Origin of the sequence: Rhodococcus sp. G-MC3, assembly GCF_030063335.1 — a bacterium.
Taxonomy (GTDB): domain Bacteria; phylum Actinomycetota; class Actinomycetes; order Mycobacteriales; family Mycobacteriaceae; genus Rhodococcoides.
Genome location: NZ_JASISW010000009.1, coordinates 150,215 through 165,135, shown reverse-complemented (window position 1 = coordinate 165,135; position 14,921 = coordinate 150,215). Strand labels below are relative to the sequence as shown.

The window sequence follows — 14,921 nt, the reverse complement described above, 5'->3', positions numbered from 1 at the left end:
AACTACGAGACCGAGGGCGCACAACATGGCGATCGATACCGCTGCGAACAGGGCAGAGCACGAGCTTCTGACCAGCCAGCTTGCCGAGCGACTCGCTTTGGCTGCTTTGGGTGGCAGTGAAAAATCGCGGGAGCGTCATGTCGCCAGAGGTAAGTTGCTGCCTCGCGATCGCGTGAACGAACTGCTGGACCAGGGCAGTCCGTTCCTCGAGATCGCGCCGCTCGCCGCCAACGGCTTGTACGACGACGAGTGCCCTGGCGCAGGCGTCATTGCCGGAATCGGCCGCGTCTCGGGACGCGAATGCGTCATCGTTGCGAACGATGCAACGGTCAAAGGTGGAACCTACTACCCGATGACCGTCAAGAAGCATCTGCGAGCACAGGAGATCGCACTCCAGAACACGTTGCCGTGCATCTATCTCGTCGACTCCGGTGGGGCGTTCCTACCGCGACAGGATGAGGTTTTTCCGGACCGCGACCACTTCGGGCGCATCTTCTACAATCAGGCGACGTTGAGCGCCAAAGGAATTGCGCAGATCGCTGCTGTGATGGGCTCGTGCACCGCAGGCGGCGCTTATGTTCCTGCGATGAGCGACGAGGCCATCATCGTCAAGAATCAGGGCACAATTTTCCTCGGTGGTCCGCCGTTGGTGAAGGCGGCTACGGGTGAGATCGTCACTGCCGAGGAACTCGGTGGCGGAGATCTCCACTCGAAGGTGTCCGGTGTGACCGATCATCTCGCGGAGGACGACAGGGATGCTTTGCAGCGCGTTCGCAAGATCGTCGGGTCGCTGGGGCCGCGGACACCGAGACCCTGGGATGTCCTGCCCACCAGGGACCCGATCGCAGACCAGTCAGAAATCTACGATCTCGTTCCCACCGATCCGCGAACCCCCTACGACGTGCGCGAGGTGATAACCAGGGTGGTCGACGCGGGCGAATTCGATGAATTCAAGGCCGAGTACGGCAAGACCCTCGTTACGGGCTTTGCACATATCCATGGACATCCCGTGGGAATTATTGCCAACAATGGTGTGCTCTTTTCCGAATCTGCAATGAAGGGCGCGCATTTCATCGAACTGTGCGACAAGCGGAGCATTCCGCTTGTGTTTCTGCAGAATCTTTCCGGTTTCATGGTCGGCCGTGACTACGAGGCCGGCGGCATCGCCAAACACGGCGCGAAGATGGTCACTGCGGTGGCATGTGCCAGGGTCCCGAAATTGACTGTTGTCATCGGCGGTTCCTACGGTGCAGGCAACTATTCGATGTGTGGTCGTGCTTACTCACCGCGATTCCTGTTCATGTGGCCCAATGCTCGTATCTCGGTGATGGGAGGAGAACAAGCAGCGTCCGTGCTCGCCACCGTGCGTAGTGAGCAGCAGGACGCGGCAGGAAAACCGTGGTCGGACGAAGAACAGGAGTCGTTCAAAGCTCCGATCCGTGAGCAGTACGAAACCCAGGGCAGCCCCTATTACTCGACCGCTCGCTTGTGGGACGACGGCATCATCGACCCGGCGGATACAAGGCAAGTTCTCGGACTGGCGTTGGGAGCGTGCGCCAACGCGCCGCTCGCGCCGGTTTCCTATGGCGTTTTCAGAATGTGAGTACCGAGAAAATGGACAGCGTGACCAAACAGATCGATACCGTCCTGATCGCGAACCGCGGTGAAATCGCCGTCCGTGTCGCGCGAACTTTGCGCCGCATGGGTATCCGATCGGTGGCTGTGTACAGCGACGCCGACGTGAACGCCAGACATGTTGCCGAAGCTGACACCGCCGTCCGCTTGGGTCCCGCGAGCGCCAGCGAAAGTTACCTTTCGATTTCGAAGGTGATCGAAGCTGCCAAGTCGACCGGAGCGCAAGCGATCCATCCCGGTTACGGATTCCTTTCCGAAAATTCGGAATTCGCTGCCGCGTGCGCGTCGGCCGATATTGCATTCCTCGGTCCGCCTGCGTCGGCTATCGAGGTAATGGGTGACAAGATCACAGCCAAGGACGCGGTGTCGAGGTTCGGAGTCCCTGTCGTCCCCGGCATCTCCAGGCCAGGGCTCACCGATGCCGACCTTGTTGCAGGGGCTGAAGAAGTAGGTTTCCCGGTTCTGGTGAAGCCATCAGCAGGTGGCGGAGGCAAGGGTATGCGTCTGGTCGAGCGCACCGAAGATCTGCCTGCCGCTCTCGCCAGCGCGCGCCGTGAAGCGGCGTCTTCGTTCGGTGACGACACCTTGTTCTTGGAACGATTCGTGCTGCGTCCCAGACACATCGAGGTCCAGATCCTGGCCGACGAGCACGGCAACGTCATCCACCTCGGCGAGCGAGAGTGCAGCTTGCAGCGCCGCCACCAGAAGGTCATCGAGGAGGCTCCATCGCCCCTCCTCGACGAGGCAACCCGGGCGCGCATCGGTGAGGCGGCGTGCAACACTGCGCGCAGCGTGAACTACGCCGGTGCCGGGACGGTCGAATTCATCGTCTCCGCCGACAGCCCGGACGAGTTCTTCTTCATGGAGATGAACACCCGACTGCAGGTGGAACACCCGGTCACCGAGCTCGTGACCGGATTCGACCTCGTCGAGTGGCAAGTTCGGGTGGCCGCAGGTGAGCAACTGGCCATCACTCAGGATGACGTGACAATGACCGGTCACGCCATCGAAGCGCGGGTCTACGCCGAGGATCCGAGCCGAGGTTTCCTGCCGACCGGTGGTTCGGTCGTCGGACTACGTGAGCCGTCAGGACCCGGAATCCGTGTCGATTCGGGCCTCGCCGTCGGCACCGATGTCGGTAGCAACTACGACCCGATGTTATCCAAGGTCATCGCACATGGTCCCGATCGCGCCACTGCTCTGCGCACGCTGGATCGCGCGCTGTCCGGGACCGCGGTGCTCGGCGTCGTCACCAACATCGAATTTGCACGGTTCCTGCTTGCCGACGAAGACGTACGAGCAGGCAAGCTGGATACCGGATTGCTCGACCGGAGGCTGGAGGACTTCACCGCTGCGCCGGTTTCGGACCAGGCATTGATTGCCGCCGCCGCGGTGCTGTGGCTGTCCTCTTGGGCGAGCGCTCACGACGACATCTGGTCGACGCCGACCGGCTGGCGCGTCGGGGCCACCGCCCCATACACGGTTCGCTTGACTGCAGGTGAGCGGTCGGAGCATGTCGCCATCACTGGTTCGCCGAACTCGGCCACGGTCGAGATCGGCGAGGGTTCGCCGTCCACTCTGAGTGCACAGATCGACGGGGACACCGTGACCGTCGTTGTCGATGGCAGACGGGAAGCCCTCCGATTCGCCTCAGATGGCGGTGCGACATGGGTGTCGAGCGAACACGGAACGTGGTCGGTCCGTGCGGTGGCTGAGCCCAGCGTGCGAGAAGTCGACGCCCATTCGGGAATCGCGGAGATCAACAGCCCGATGCCGGGTTCCGTGATCGCGGTCAACGCAGCGGCGGGCGATGTCGTCGCCGCAGGTACTGCCATCGTCGTGGTCGAGGCCATGAAGATGGAACACGCACTGACCACCCCAGTGGACGGCACCGTCGAACTCGCGGTGTCGGTGGGAGACCAGGTCCGTGTAGATCAACTTCTAGCCCGAATCGTTCCAACATTCGAAGGTGAGGACCAGCCGTGACCGACTACCTGTCATCACACAATTTGCCCGACGAATATCAGCAGCTAGCCAGATCCGTCGCAGACTTTGCCCGCACGGTCGTTGCCCCGGTCTCCGCGAAGCATGACGAGGAGCATTCTTTCCCGTACGAGGTGGTCGCGGGCATGGCGGACATGGGACTGTTCGGGCTGCCGTTCCCGGAAGAGGTCGGGGGTATGGGTGGCGATTACTTTGCACTCTGTCTTGCACTCGAGGAATTGGGCAAAGTCGACCAGAGTGTAGCGATGACCCTGGAGGCGGGGGTCTCACTCGGAGCTATGCCGGTATACCGATTCGGAAACGACGCGCAGAAGCAGGAGTGGCTGCCAAAGCTGACCAGTGGGAAGGCATTGGCTGCGTTCGGTCTGACCGAACCCGGTGCAGGCAGCGATGCGGGCGGTACCAAGACCACCGCGCGGCGTGACGGTGGCGACTGGATCATCAACGGCAGCAAGCAGTTCATCACGAATTCGGGAACCGACATCACGAAACTGGTGACGGTCACCGCAGTGACCGGCGTGGACGAGGAATCGGGACGCAAACAGATTTCGTCCATTCTGGTTCCAACTGACACACCGGGCTTCGTGGCTGGGCCCTCGTACAACAAGGTCGGATGGAATGCGTCGGATACGCATCCTCTGAGCTTCACCGATGTCCGTGTGCCGCAAGAGAACATGTTGGGTCAGGAGGGACGCGGATACGCAAACTTCCTGCATATTCTCGATGAAGGACGTATCGCCATTGCAGCAGTCTCGGTCGGTGCTGCACAAGGTTGCGTCGACGAGAGCATCAAGTATGCGAAGGAACGGGAAGCTTTCGGGCAGCCGATAGCCAACAATCAGGCAATTTCTTTCAAGATTGCAAGGATGGAAGCACGCGCACATACGGCGCGTACTGCGTACTATGACGCTGCCTCGCTGATGCTGGCGGGCAAATCGTTCAAGAAGGCCGCATCGATTGCCAAACTCGTTGCCTCCGAAGCAGCTATGGACAATGCACGTGATGCCACACAGATTCACGGCGGTTACGGGTTCATGAACGAATACGTCGTCGCGCGACACTATCGCGACAGCAAAATTCTCGAGATCGGTGAAGGCACCACCGAAGTGCAACTCATGCTGATCGCAAGGAGCCTGGGGCTATGACGGACAAGCGCATTCGCCAACGTGGCCTGTGGTTCGAGGAAATGGAACCTGGCGTTGTGTACGAGCACCGTCCCGGTCGCACCATCACCGAAGCAGACAACACGCTGTTCACCACGCAGACGATGAACACGCAAGCGCTGCACCTCGACGCCGCTTACAGCGAAACGACAGCATTCGGTGAACGCCTCGTCAATTCGATGTTCACCGTCTCCACCGTGGTGGGATTGTCGGTTGCGCAGCTGACACAGGGAACCATCGTGGCGAACCTGGGATTCTCCGAGGTCACGTTTCCGAAGCCGCTGGTGCACGGCGACACCCTCTACGCAGAAACTGTCATTACTGACAAGCGCACATCGAAAAGCCGTCCGGGTGAAGGAATCGTCACCTTCGAGCACACCGGCAAGAACCAGCACGGCGACGTCGTCGTGAAGGCAATCCGCACAACTCTCGTGCAGCTGCGGCCCACCGGGGACGATTCATGAGCTGGGTACCGCCGGGACCGGCGTGGTTGTTCTGCCCCGCAGACCGCCCCGACCGGTTCGAGAAAGCAGCAGCACGAGCAGACGTCGTGATCCTCGATTTGGAAGACGGCGTCGGAGCGTCGGACAAAGCTGCTGCGCGAGAGGCCTTGGTAGTCACCCCACTCGATCCTGCGCGGACGGTGGTGCGGGTAAACGCTTATGGAAGCGCCGACCTGTCGGCTGACCTCGAGGCCCTGAAACTCACGAACTACGACCTCGTAATGCTGCCCAAATGCGAGAGCGCAGAGCAGATCGAGTCGCTAGCGCCTCGTGAGGTCATCGCTCTGGTGGAGTCTCCGCTCGGTGCGATGATGGTGTTCGATTCCCTACGAGCCGATAACGCGATCGGGGCTGTGTGGGGTGCCGAAGATTTGGTGGCTGCGCTGGGCGGTAATGCCAGTAGATTCGAGGACGGCGCATACCGGGGGGTCGCCGGCCACGTTCGTTCACAGACACTCCTCGCGGCGAAGGCGCGGGGACTGTGGGCACTGGACTCCGTGTACCTCGACATCGCCGATCTCGAAGGACTGCGGAAAGAAGCGGATGACGCCGTTGCCGTCGGTTTCGATGGCAAGGTGGTCATTCACCCGACTCACGTACCGGTAGTCCGGGAAACCTACGCGCCGACGGACGACGAAATCCGATGGGCCGAAGCGGTTCTCGACGCGGAGAAGTCGAACCGCGGTGTCTTTGCGTTCGATGGTCAGATGGTGGACGCGCCGGTAATCAAGCAGGCACAACGCATTGTCTCGCGCGCCGGAACGAGCAGCCGCCGATAGCGTGATAGGAGGGCCACTGTGGCAACGGCATACTTCGTGGCAGTGGCATACTCCGTGGCAGTGGCATACTTCGAGTGATCTCTGCTGCGGCCCGGCGTCAAGGCTGCGGGACCTCGACGTTGTCAGGCAATTTATCGCGCATCTTGTCGAGTTGCTGCTCGATTCGATCCACTGCGGAGTCGTTGTTCAACAGCGTCACTGTGCCTGCAGCCAGTGCAATCGAGATGATGATTGTGAGCGCACCCAGCACGACTCCTGCAATGGCCACACCCTTACCGGTGATGCCAACCCGACGAGCTTGGCGCAAGCCGATGAATCCGAGAATCAACGCGATGATGCCGAGAACAAGCCCTATCGGCGACAAAATCACCGTCAGTGCGCAGATCAGCGCTGCAGTTCCCAGGGCAAGTGCGAATGCGGCTGCCGCGCTGGTGCGGGCAGGCTTGGTCAACACCCGCTGCTCGACCTGGGCCGTGCCGTCGTTGTCCCCGGCGCGCCACTCACCCGAATTGCGGGGTTCATCGCGGCGTCCGGCATCGTCTGCCCTGTCGGTACGTCGGCTCATGATGTCATCTCCAAAGTTCGTGTCTGAACTGGATTGCAGGTGAACCCAGTGATTCAAGATTCCCCAGGGTTGTGAATTCAAACTCGCTGCCGTGCCGGTCGGCGATGCAGAGGGGCGGAACCTGTCGAACGGATCTCGGCTATCCGGGCGTGTCTGTTTGCGGTGCGCACCCGACCGACGCAGCGATAAACAAGACTGCGCCTCATAACCGCGAATAGGACTGCAGGACAGCCGTAAACAAACCTCGGACAGTCTTAACTAGTGGCCTCGGGAGAGGTAACATCGACCGCAGGTTCAGCGGTGAGGCGACGGATCGATCGGGAGCCGTGCGCGCTACGGCGCGGCCGGCGATCGACGAACCGCAGCTCACCGACGCACCCAGTCGGAGGCTGCTCGGTGAATCATGACGATGAGACAGTGAACGTGATCTGGCGTGATCCGAGCCCACTGCAAAGCTGGTGGGACAAGACAGTTTTTGGTGCGACGCGCAGTGAAACCACTGGTCCACGCATTCGCGCTGCCGCTCCTGAGTCGACATCGAAATCTACGCGTGCGTCTCTTTCTCGGATAGGTGGCCACTGATGACGTCAACCGTATCGGCCAGAGGCATGAGCGTTCAGGAACTCGATGCGGCGCTGCTCGACGCGCGGGCGAGACTTCGGGAAGCACGCGCAGTAGAGGATATTGCGGCGAGTGAGAAGTTCCTGATGATCATCGTCAACGAATTTCGTCGACGAGGCCTGTGACGGAGCGGTCTACCGCGTACGGAAACCGATCGAGTGACGGATCGAGCATCCATCACTCGCCCCGACCGGCTCACGCCGGGGTCCGCGAAAATCACCGTCGAGTTCGCGGACCCGTCATGGTTACGCGTCTCTGATGTTGTCCCGAGCGTGCTCGGCCTGACCTCGTACGTTGCTTGCTGCGTCCGTGCCTTCGTCTTTGACGGTCTGCGCTGCGTCGACGGCAGTGTCTTTGACCGACTGCGCCGCGTCCTGAGCGGGGCCCGTCAAATTCTGCGCGACGTCTTTGGCGGTGCTCGTTGCCTCAGATACCAACGGTTCGGCCTTGTCTTTTACGGTTTGTGCAACTTCCTGCTCTTTCTCCGACGCAGGAATGAGGGCGGCAACGAGAAGTCCCGCGCCAAATGCGACCAATCCGGCCGCCAGGGGATTGCCCTGGGTCTTGGACCTGGCTGCAGACGGCACCGACGCTGCTGCGTCCGAAGCAGACGACAACGCACCCTGGGAGGCGTCGGAGGCATCCTGCGCGGAGCCCATCACTCGGTCACGCACACCGGATGCGGAACTCGTCAGGCGGCCGACTTTTCTTTTGGCCATGGTTGTCGGATTTGCTTCGTAAGCAAGGGTATCGACGTCCGAACTGAGGTTGCGTCTGGTGCGCTCGATATCGGCGCGAATCTGATCGGGATCTGAGCTGGTGGTCATCGTCGCTCCTGATGGTGGAAGTATGCGGGGTAAGAGCATCGGGTATGTCTTTGACGGTTTCGGCGGTGCGAGGGAGGCCTTTTGCCTTGGTCAATGCCGTGCGGCCGACGACGGTAAGCGCACCGGCGATAACTGCCCAGACGAGGGTGACGACGAGTGCGGACCAACCGCGTCCGATTGCGTTCCCAAGACCCCACCACAGTGCGGTCGACAGGAAAAGCAGGACGAAGAAACCGGCCAGCGCGGCTCCGGCCAGCATTGCTGCACCTTTGCTGGCGCGAGTGGCGGTTTGTTTGGCCTCGGCCTTCGCCAGCGCCAACTCCTGTTGCATGAGTATCGACAGGTCCTCGCCTACCGCCGAGAGCAATTCGCCGATCGAAGGAGGCTCGGAACGCGAGTCGGTCTGGTGACCGTTCGGTGTGGTCACGGCTGGATACCCGTCGCGGGAGATCCGGACCGGGCGCCGTAACCGGGCTGGGTTGTGTAGGCAGGGTCGGGAAACGGGCGCTGGGCCGGGGTAGTCGGCGGGGGCGCGACGTTGCCTCCGTCGACATCGTTGGAGTACTCGTCGAACTGCTCGGTGGCAGGGAAGATGCGTCTCGCCTGTGACGGAGTCTGCGGTGCAGAGGGCAGTTGCGTTCCGCTCTCCGGCTTCGACCGGCCTTCGGCCTGGGGGACCTGCCTTCGGCCTGGGGGGAAGGGTCTGTCATCAACCCGCGTCCCAACCGCCCGGCGAGCAGCCCGGCACCCGCGGCAAGAGCCAGGAATGCGCCTGGTCGGCGTCGTGCGAAGCTGGTGACTTCATCGAGAACATGGCCCGGTTCGCGGTCGTCGAGCCAGGCCGCGATCGATCCGGTCCGTTCAGCGGCTTGACGGACGAGATCGGTTGCCATGCCCCGACTTTCGGAGGATTGGGCCATCGAACCGAGTTCCTCGCCGAGTGCTCGCAGACCGGACGCGACACGTTTCTGCTGAGTTGAGGCTTGGTCGGTGAGCTCGCTCTTCGTCTGGTGCAGCAGGTCCTTGGCCTGATTCTTCACCTCGCCTGCGACCTGTCCGGCCTGATCCTGCGCGACGCCTGCCACGTGCCTTCCTGCGTCCGCAGCGTCGCCGGCGACCTCGCCAGCCTGCTGCTTTGCTAGTCCGTCGTCGAATCGTCGCTTCCGGAGTATGTCGGCTGGCCCGGGTATCCCCGCCCGGGAGGTGCTTCGGAATAGAGAGGATCAGGAGAGTGGTCGGGCGGAAACGAAGTCGAATGAGTCATGGCAATTCCCAACTGTTCTGGTGAGGTAGCGGGGGAGGTGACACCGCGGCAGTCGCTACCGATGCCGGTGAGGCACAGTCCCCCGTAGCTTGAGGGCGGTAGCTGAAGAGGTGTATATCCTCCCTGAGGGAAGTCAAACCGGATTGATTGCCGGATATCCCGTCGGAGGAAAATGTTGTCGATGCTTGGCTTTCCCAGACTCGGGTATGACGGATCAGGTCGCATCAAATCTGATGTGCCGTCCAGCATTACGGAGATACTCATGTCCACACGCAATACCGTCGTACGCAGCCTGCACGATCTCGGTGCCGCAGCATGGTTCGGAGGCTCGTTGATGGGGGCCGTCGGAGTGAACGGCGCGGCGGCCGCTGTGCGCGATCCCACGGACCGCGCGCGAGTTGCAGCCGTCGGATGGGCCAAATGGACCCCGGTCAACGCTGCCGCGATCGGCGCGCATCTCATCGGGGGCGGCGCGATTCTCTACGCCAACAAAGACCGGGCTCAGCACCAGGCCGGCGTCCGGTCCAACACCCTTGCCAAGATTGCGGTCACTGGCGCAGCGCTTGCGGCGACGGCCTACAGCGGGGTGCTCGGAGCCAAGGTCGCCCAGGCCGATGGCGAACCCGTCTCGGGAGCAACCGAGCCGGGCCCATCCACTTCCAGCGATGCGGCCGCAGCTCAGAAACAGCTCGCCTACTTGCAGTGGGCTCTGCCGATTTTGACGGGTGCCATCGTGGTCATGGGCGCTCAGCAAGGAGAGCAGCAACGGGCGACGCAAATTTTGTCGGGCCTCGGGTCCACCCTCGCCCGCCGAATAGCCTCTTGACGCGGGCTTCACTGTTCGTCTGCGCGTGAAGTGGCTACGCTATCTCTGAAGTGGATTAGCACGGCGTGGTCTCGTCTGCTGCCTGATCGTCAACACCCTTCAAAAATGGCGTCAGCCAAGTGCGAAGGCGACGAGAAAGCCTGCAGCCGTGGCCATGCCGACCCACCATCCACCGTCGCGGTAGGCCTCGGGCATCAGCGAATCTGCGAGCACCGCAAGCGTGGCACCGCCGGCGAAGGCTTGCACAGCCGAGATGCCGGTGTCAGGAATTGCGTCGGACATGGCGTAACCGGCGACGGTCACTCCGATAAGTATCACCGCTGTCAGGGTCCACAGTCCGAGGGCCCGCGCGTGGCTGAAGTTGTGCTGATCGCGCATCAGAGCCGCGCCTCCGACTGCTTCGGGGACGTTGCCGACCGCAACGGCCACCAACAACACCAGACCTCCTCCGCTGGTCAAAGACACCCCAAGTGCTGTGTTTTCAGGGACACCGTCAAGCACCGTTCCCAGCATCAGTGCCCATCCGATCGCCGCTGGACCCAGCTTGTTCTCGATCAGGTGATTTGCCACGACGTATACACCGGCTCCGGCGAACAACGCCGCACCAGCGATCAGGATGGCTGCCTGTTCGAATGCCGGTGCGAACAACTCCGAGGACACTGCCGCGATCATGGTGCCTGCACCGAAGGCCATCATGGCGGCAAGCAACGGTTTGGGTAGCGACCATCGCAAACCGATTGCCGCGCCGACTACCAAGGGCAACGCGGTGCCGAGCCCATATAGTGCGGCTCCGAACGCAGTCATTGCCGCGCTTCGTGGCCGGGGCGACGGTGGGTGCGCCTGCGCTCATTCATCTCGAAGAGATGCAGCTTGCCGTTCTGCAGCGCATGGCGCACCTTGTTCTCCTCGTCTCGAAACGCTGACCCAGTAGTCGTCGTTGAAATCCTCGATTACTTGAAAGGACCAACGCCCAGCAATGTTATTTCGCCGCAGCACCTCAGCGTGCAATCGGGTCGCGTGAACCTCGTGGCCGCTGCTGCGCAGTTCGTCCACCGCGTCCCGAGAAGCAGATCGGCGTGAACGATCAGTTGACGCAGTTCATACAGTTGCTCTTGTGCTCGTTCGAGACCTTCCCAACCGCCGCGATGAGGGTGAGTCAACAGTCACGGTCGCACCGCGGAGGGGGCAGGAGAACGAAAAGGCGCTACGCCCCTCGGGCGAAATCGGAGACACCGCCGGGAGTACGTCCTGACGGATTGGGAGCACGATCCGACACGTACAGGCTGGACATCGCTGACGCCACGGAAATGATCGTCGAAACATCGGGTTTGAATCGGCGATGCCGCGGGGATCGTTGTTTCTTGACCAACGAAGGGACGATGATCGACTGGGCGCCGACTCTGGCTACCAACTCTCGGCGGGAGCGGGCCATCTCCCACGGCGACTTCGACACTGCACGCACACCGCACAACTGATGTACTACTCCACTTCGAACAGGGACCGGGAATGACATGCGGATAGCGGTAACCGGAGCTAGCGGGAACGTCGGCACCGCGGTGCTTCGCGCTCTGGCCACGATCCGTCCTGACGACACCGTGGTCGGTTTGTCTCGACGAACGCCACAGTCCGACGGGCACGCAGAACCGTATCGCAGCGCGGAGTGGGTGCAGGTGGATCTTGCACGCCCTGAATCCGAACACGTCCTCGTCGAGACTTTTTCGGGGGTCGACGTAGTAGTGCACTTGGCGATAGCCTTTCAGCCGATGCGCGATCGGCGTTATTTACGCGAGGTCAATGTCGGGGGGACCGGGCGAGTAGCGCGTGCGTGCGCGAGGGCCGGAGTCGCGCATCTCGTACACATGTCTTCGAGCGGTGTGTACGCCCCGGGCGCGTATGGCCGAAAGGTCGACGAATCATGGCCTCGAACGGGCGTGTCTGCGTCGACCTACAGTATGGACAAGGCTGCAGCGGAAGATGTCCTGGACGAGTTCGAGAAGTTGAATCCGGGTGTCGTCGTCGCGAGACTGCGACCGGGTTTGATCGGGCAGTACGAGTTCGGTAGTGCGCTGTTGCGATACGCACTACCCGATCTGATTCCGTCATTCGTCGTCGATCATGTTCCGGTTCTGCCGATCGACCGCGCGTTTGCAGTGCCTGCAGTGCACGCCGACGACATTGCCGTCGCAGTGGTCCGCGTACTCGAACGTCGATCTTCGGGACCGTTCAATGTGGGGGCACCGACTCCTGTTGTCGCACAAGATGTTGCGCACGAACTCGGTGCGCGCATCATTCCGGTGCCTGCGCGGCTCTTGACCAGCGCCGTGCACGCTGGGTTCACTACCCACGTGTTGCCGATTCACCACGGGTGGGTAGCGCTTGCCTTCACCACCCCGATGCTCGATACAACCCGCGCGGAGCGTGAGTTGCTGTGGAAACCGGTCATGGACGGCCCGGATGTACTTCGTGAGACCGTACGCGGCATGCGAGAAGGCGGTGCGACGACAAGTCCGGCGCTCCGCGAGCGATCTGCGGGTGACCGGGTGCGTTCGTTCCTGCGGCGAGGGTTCGTTTCGCGAGGTAAACCGTCGTGATCGTCCATCAGGGCCGGCGTCGGTGAGTGAGTTTCGGGTCTTCGTTGGCCCGCTTGCTCGCGCTCACGGCGATGCCCCTTCGCGACACGGCGCGACCGTTCACGCCGAAGTGTGTTCGGCCCGCGCTGCTGCCGTTGGCTCCGATCCGACGCAGTGATCGCGGTCGACAGTCATCCACATCGACCGGTGGTATGCCTGCACGGTCATTTGCGGCCACGGTGCTGCGCGGACGCCGTGAACGAGACGTACCTGCCCCGCCACGGGGCAAAAGTTCGCAACCGACGATGGTTCCACCGCGATGGTCGCTGACGTTGGACAGGACTGGGTTGCCGGGGCGCGATTCTGCCTCACCGCGCTACGCGACGATCGGTGAGTAGAACGGGGCCCTCGCTCCGACCTCACGCGCAGGAGGGCGGCGGTGAGAGGGCGCAGCTGCCCCTTACTATTCAGTGCAGTCCAATCGAGGATGGCGCGACAGGCGCCGCTGTCGATCTCGGCTGCCGCCATACGTTTGCGTTCGAAATCACCAGAAGGAAGTGTGTGTTGACCTCAGAGGAACTCACCCGTTGGAATTCCCAGGAAGCGATCGCGGAAGCGATGATTCCGATCATCGGTACCCTGCATCGCACTACCGGTGTGACGATTTTGCTGCACAGCCGCTCATTGGTGAACAAATCGGTAATAAGCATCCTCCGCACGCACCGTTTTGCTCGTCAGTTAGGCGGAGACGAACTGACCGTCGAAGAGACTTTCCCCTTTCTCGTCGCGTTGTCCGGTCTTGATCTCGGTGCTTCCAAGATCGACCTCGGCCTTCTTGTAATGTCCTATCGCGCTCGCGAACAGGAGCTTTCGATCCCCGCATTCGTGGCCGAGACGCTTGTCGATGTCACCGGTGCTCGCAAGAGCGAGGCTGCCGGACCACGAGATGTGGTGCTGTACGGCTTCGGGCGTATCGGTCGCCTGGTGGCTCGCTTGCTCATCGAGAAAGCAGGCTCGGGCGGGGGATTGAACTTGCGCGCCGTGGTGGTCCGTAAAGGCGGCGAAGGCGACCTGGCCAAGCGCGCCTCGTTGCTGCGCAGAGATTCGGTGCACGGGCAATTCAACGGCACGATCAAAGTCGACGAGCAGAGCAACTCACTGATCGCCAACGGAAACGTCATCGAGTTCATCTACAGCGACGACCCGGCAAGTATCGACTACACCGAACACGGCATCGACAATGCGATCCTTGTCGACAACACGGGTAAATGGCGCGACCGCGACGGACTCTCGCAGCACCTGCGGCCCGGTATCGCGAAGGTCGTACTCACCGCTCCCGGGAAGGGAGATGTGCCGAACATCGTGCACGGAGTCAACCATCGAACGCAGGATATGCACGAGCGAATCTTCTCGTGTGCATCGTGCACCACCAACGCCATTGTTCCGCCGCTTCAGGCTATGGACGAAGAGTTCGGGATCGTTCGGGGTCACGTCGAGACCGTGCACTCGTTCACGAACGACCAGAATCTGTTGGACAACTTTCACAGTGCGGACCGGCGTGGACGCTCGGCGCCCTTCAATCTCGTTCTCACCGAGACCGGAGCGGCATCAGCAGTGGCCAAAGCTCTACCGTCTTTGAAGGCCAAGATCACAGGAAACTCGATTCGTGTGCCAACGCCGGATGTGTCGGTGGCGATTCTGAACCTTCAGCTTCGTTGTGAGACCTCGAAAGAAGAAGTGGTAGAACATCTTCGGCGTGCATCGCTGACTGGGCCGTTGAGTCGGAACCTCGACTTCACGGCGGCAACCGATGCGGTATCGAGCGATTTCATCGGCTCTCGTGCTGCGAGCATCGTCGACGCAAACGCGACAATTGTCGAGGGTGACAGCGCAATCGTCTACGTCTGGTATGACAACGAGTTCGGCTATTCGTGCCAGGTCGTGAGGACTGTGCAATTTCTTTCCGGCATCGAGTATCCGACCTATCCAAAGGTCTGACACTCCCACGTGTGTAACTGGATACCCGGATGCACCGACGCGATCGATCTGTCTGACCACGACGGATGCTGGCCATCACGATGAGCGAGCACGGCCCGGCGTGCGCGAGCCAGCCCTCACCGAACAGCGAGGTCACGTACCAAAGCGATCGATGTTCTCACTTCGC

At 61.5% G+C, this 14,921-nt stretch carries 14 protein-coding genes and 1 pseudogene; 11 read left to right on the top strand and 4 right to left on the bottom strand.

Translation table 11 applies throughout. From position 1 onward, the window contains the following. Positions 1 to 25: 25 nt before the first annotated feature. Genes QMK17_RS12660 through QMK17_RS12640 form a run of 5 tightly spaced genes read left to right on the top strand, consistent with a single transcriptional unit; the run spans position 26 to position 6,084 of the window. Entirely contained in the window at positions 26 to 1,603 is a 1,578-nt protein-coding gene (locus QMK17_RS12660) for a carboxyl transferase domain-containing protein (protein ID WP_283509528.1), read from the top strand. Between the two features lie 11 nt (positions 1,604 to 1,614). Next, a complete protein-coding gene (locus tag QMK17_RS12655) occupies positions 1,615 to 3,621 on the top strand; it encodes an acetyl-CoA carboxylase biotin carboxylase subunit (RefSeq protein WP_283509635.1) in 2,007 nt (668 codons plus the stop codon). Continuing rightward, complete coding sequence (locus tag QMK17_RS12650) at positions 3,618 to 4,784, top strand: acyl-CoA dehydrogenase family protein (RefSeq protein ID WP_283509527.1); 1,167 nt, start codon at positions 3,618 to 3,620, stop codon at positions 4,782 to 4,784. The genes QMK17_RS12655 and QMK17_RS12650 overlap by 4 nt, the downstream gene beginning before the upstream one ends. Beyond that, positions 4,781 to 5,266 (top strand): MaoC family dehydratase, encoded by a 486-nt coding sequence (locus QMK17_RS12645; RefSeq protein ID WP_283509525.1) that lies wholly within the window; start codon positions 4,781 to 4,783, stop codon positions 5,264 to 5,266. The genes QMK17_RS12650 and QMK17_RS12645 overlap by 4 nt, the downstream gene beginning before the upstream one ends. Beyond that, positions 5,263 to 6,084 carry an HpcH/HpaI aldolase/citrate lyase family protein gene (locus QMK17_RS12640; protein ID WP_283509523.1) on the top strand — a complete coding sequence of 274 codons (822 nt, stop codon included), beginning with the start codon at positions 5,263 to 5,265 and terminating at the stop codon, positions 6,082 to 6,084. The genes QMK17_RS12645 and QMK17_RS12640 overlap by 4 nt, the downstream gene beginning before the upstream one ends. 97 nt (positions 6,085 to 6,181) lie before the next feature. Here the strand turns inward: QMK17_RS12640 and QMK17_RS12635 are convergent, their stop codons facing one another. Then, a complete protein-coding gene (locus QMK17_RS12635) occupies positions 6,182 to 6,649 on the bottom strand; it encodes a DUF4190 domain-containing protein (protein WP_283509522.1) in 468 nt (155 codons plus the stop codon). Positions 6,650 to 7,230: 581 nt separating this feature from the next. On the opposite strand from QMK17_RS12635, the gene QMK17_RS12630 reads away from it, so the two are divergent. Beyond that, on the top strand, positions 7,231 to 7,395 hold the full coding sequence (locus QMK17_RS12630) for a hypothetical protein (RefSeq protein WP_283509520.1): 165 nt from the start codon (positions 7,231 to 7,233) through the stop codon (positions 7,393 to 7,395). A gap of 120 nt (positions 7,396 to 7,515) precedes the next feature. On the opposite strand, the gene QMK17_RS12625 is transcribed toward QMK17_RS12630, so the two are convergent. Both QMK17_RS12625 and QMK17_RS12620 read right to left on the bottom strand, forming a co-directional pair. Beyond that, positions 7,516 to 8,097: a DUF3618 domain-containing protein gene (locus QMK17_RS12625; protein WP_283509633.1), complete on the bottom strand. Its 582-nt coding sequence runs from the start codon at positions 8,095 to 8,097 to the stop codon at positions 7,516 to 7,518. Between the two features lie 91 nt (positions 8,098 to 8,188). Continuing rightward, positions 8,189 to 8,428: pseudogene (locus tag QMK17_RS12620) on the bottom strand (phage holin family protein); the annotation flags it as partial. Between the two features lie 289 nt (positions 8,429 to 8,717). Between QMK17_RS12620 and QMK17_RS12615 the strand changes: the two are divergent. From QMK17_RS12615 to QMK17_RS12605, 3 genes are all read left to right on the top strand, one after another. Then, positions 8,718 to 9,077, top strand: a complete 360-nt coding sequence (locus tag QMK17_RS12615; RefSeq protein ID WP_283509519.1) for a hypothetical protein — start codon at positions 8,718 to 8,720, stop codon at positions 9,075 to 9,077. A gap of 3 nt (positions 9,078 to 9,080) precedes the next feature. Further along, the gene (locus QMK17_RS12610) at positions 9,081 to 9,239 is read left to right on the top strand and encodes a hypothetical protein (RefSeq protein ID WP_283509518.1); all 159 of its coding nucleotides are present in this window, start codon (positions 9,081 to 9,083) and stop codon (positions 9,237 to 9,239) included. A 384-nt stretch (positions 9,240 to 9,623) separates the two neighbouring features. After that, a complete protein-coding gene (locus tag QMK17_RS12605; RefSeq protein WP_283509516.1) occupies positions 9,624 to 10,187 on the top strand; it encodes a hypothetical protein in 564 nt (187 codons plus the stop codon). A gap of 111 nt (positions 10,188 to 10,298) precedes the next feature. Here QMK17_RS12605 and QMK17_RS12600 read toward each other — a convergent pair whose 3' ends face one another. Beyond that, positions 10,299 to 10,991: a ZIP family metal transporter gene (locus tag QMK17_RS12600; RefSeq protein ID WP_283509514.1), complete on the bottom strand. Its 693-nt coding sequence runs from the start codon at positions 10,989 to 10,991 to the stop codon at positions 10,299 to 10,301. Between the two features lie 707 nt (positions 10,992 to 11,698). Between QMK17_RS12600 and QMK17_RS12595 the strand changes: the two genes are divergently transcribed. Both QMK17_RS12595 and QMK17_RS12590 read left to right on the top strand, forming a co-directional pair. After that, a complete protein-coding gene (locus QMK17_RS12595; protein WP_283509513.1) occupies positions 11,699 to 12,778 on the top strand; it encodes an NAD-dependent epimerase/dehydratase family protein in 1,080 nt (359 codons plus the stop codon). A gap of 543 nt (positions 12,779 to 13,321) precedes the next feature. Continuing rightward, complete coding sequence (locus QMK17_RS12590) at positions 13,322 to 14,755, top strand: glyceraldehyde-3-phosphate dehydrogenase (protein ID WP_283509512.1); 1,434 nt, start codon at positions 13,322 to 13,324, stop codon at positions 14,753 to 14,755. The last annotated feature ends 166 nt before the right edge of the window (positions 14,756 to 14,921 follow it).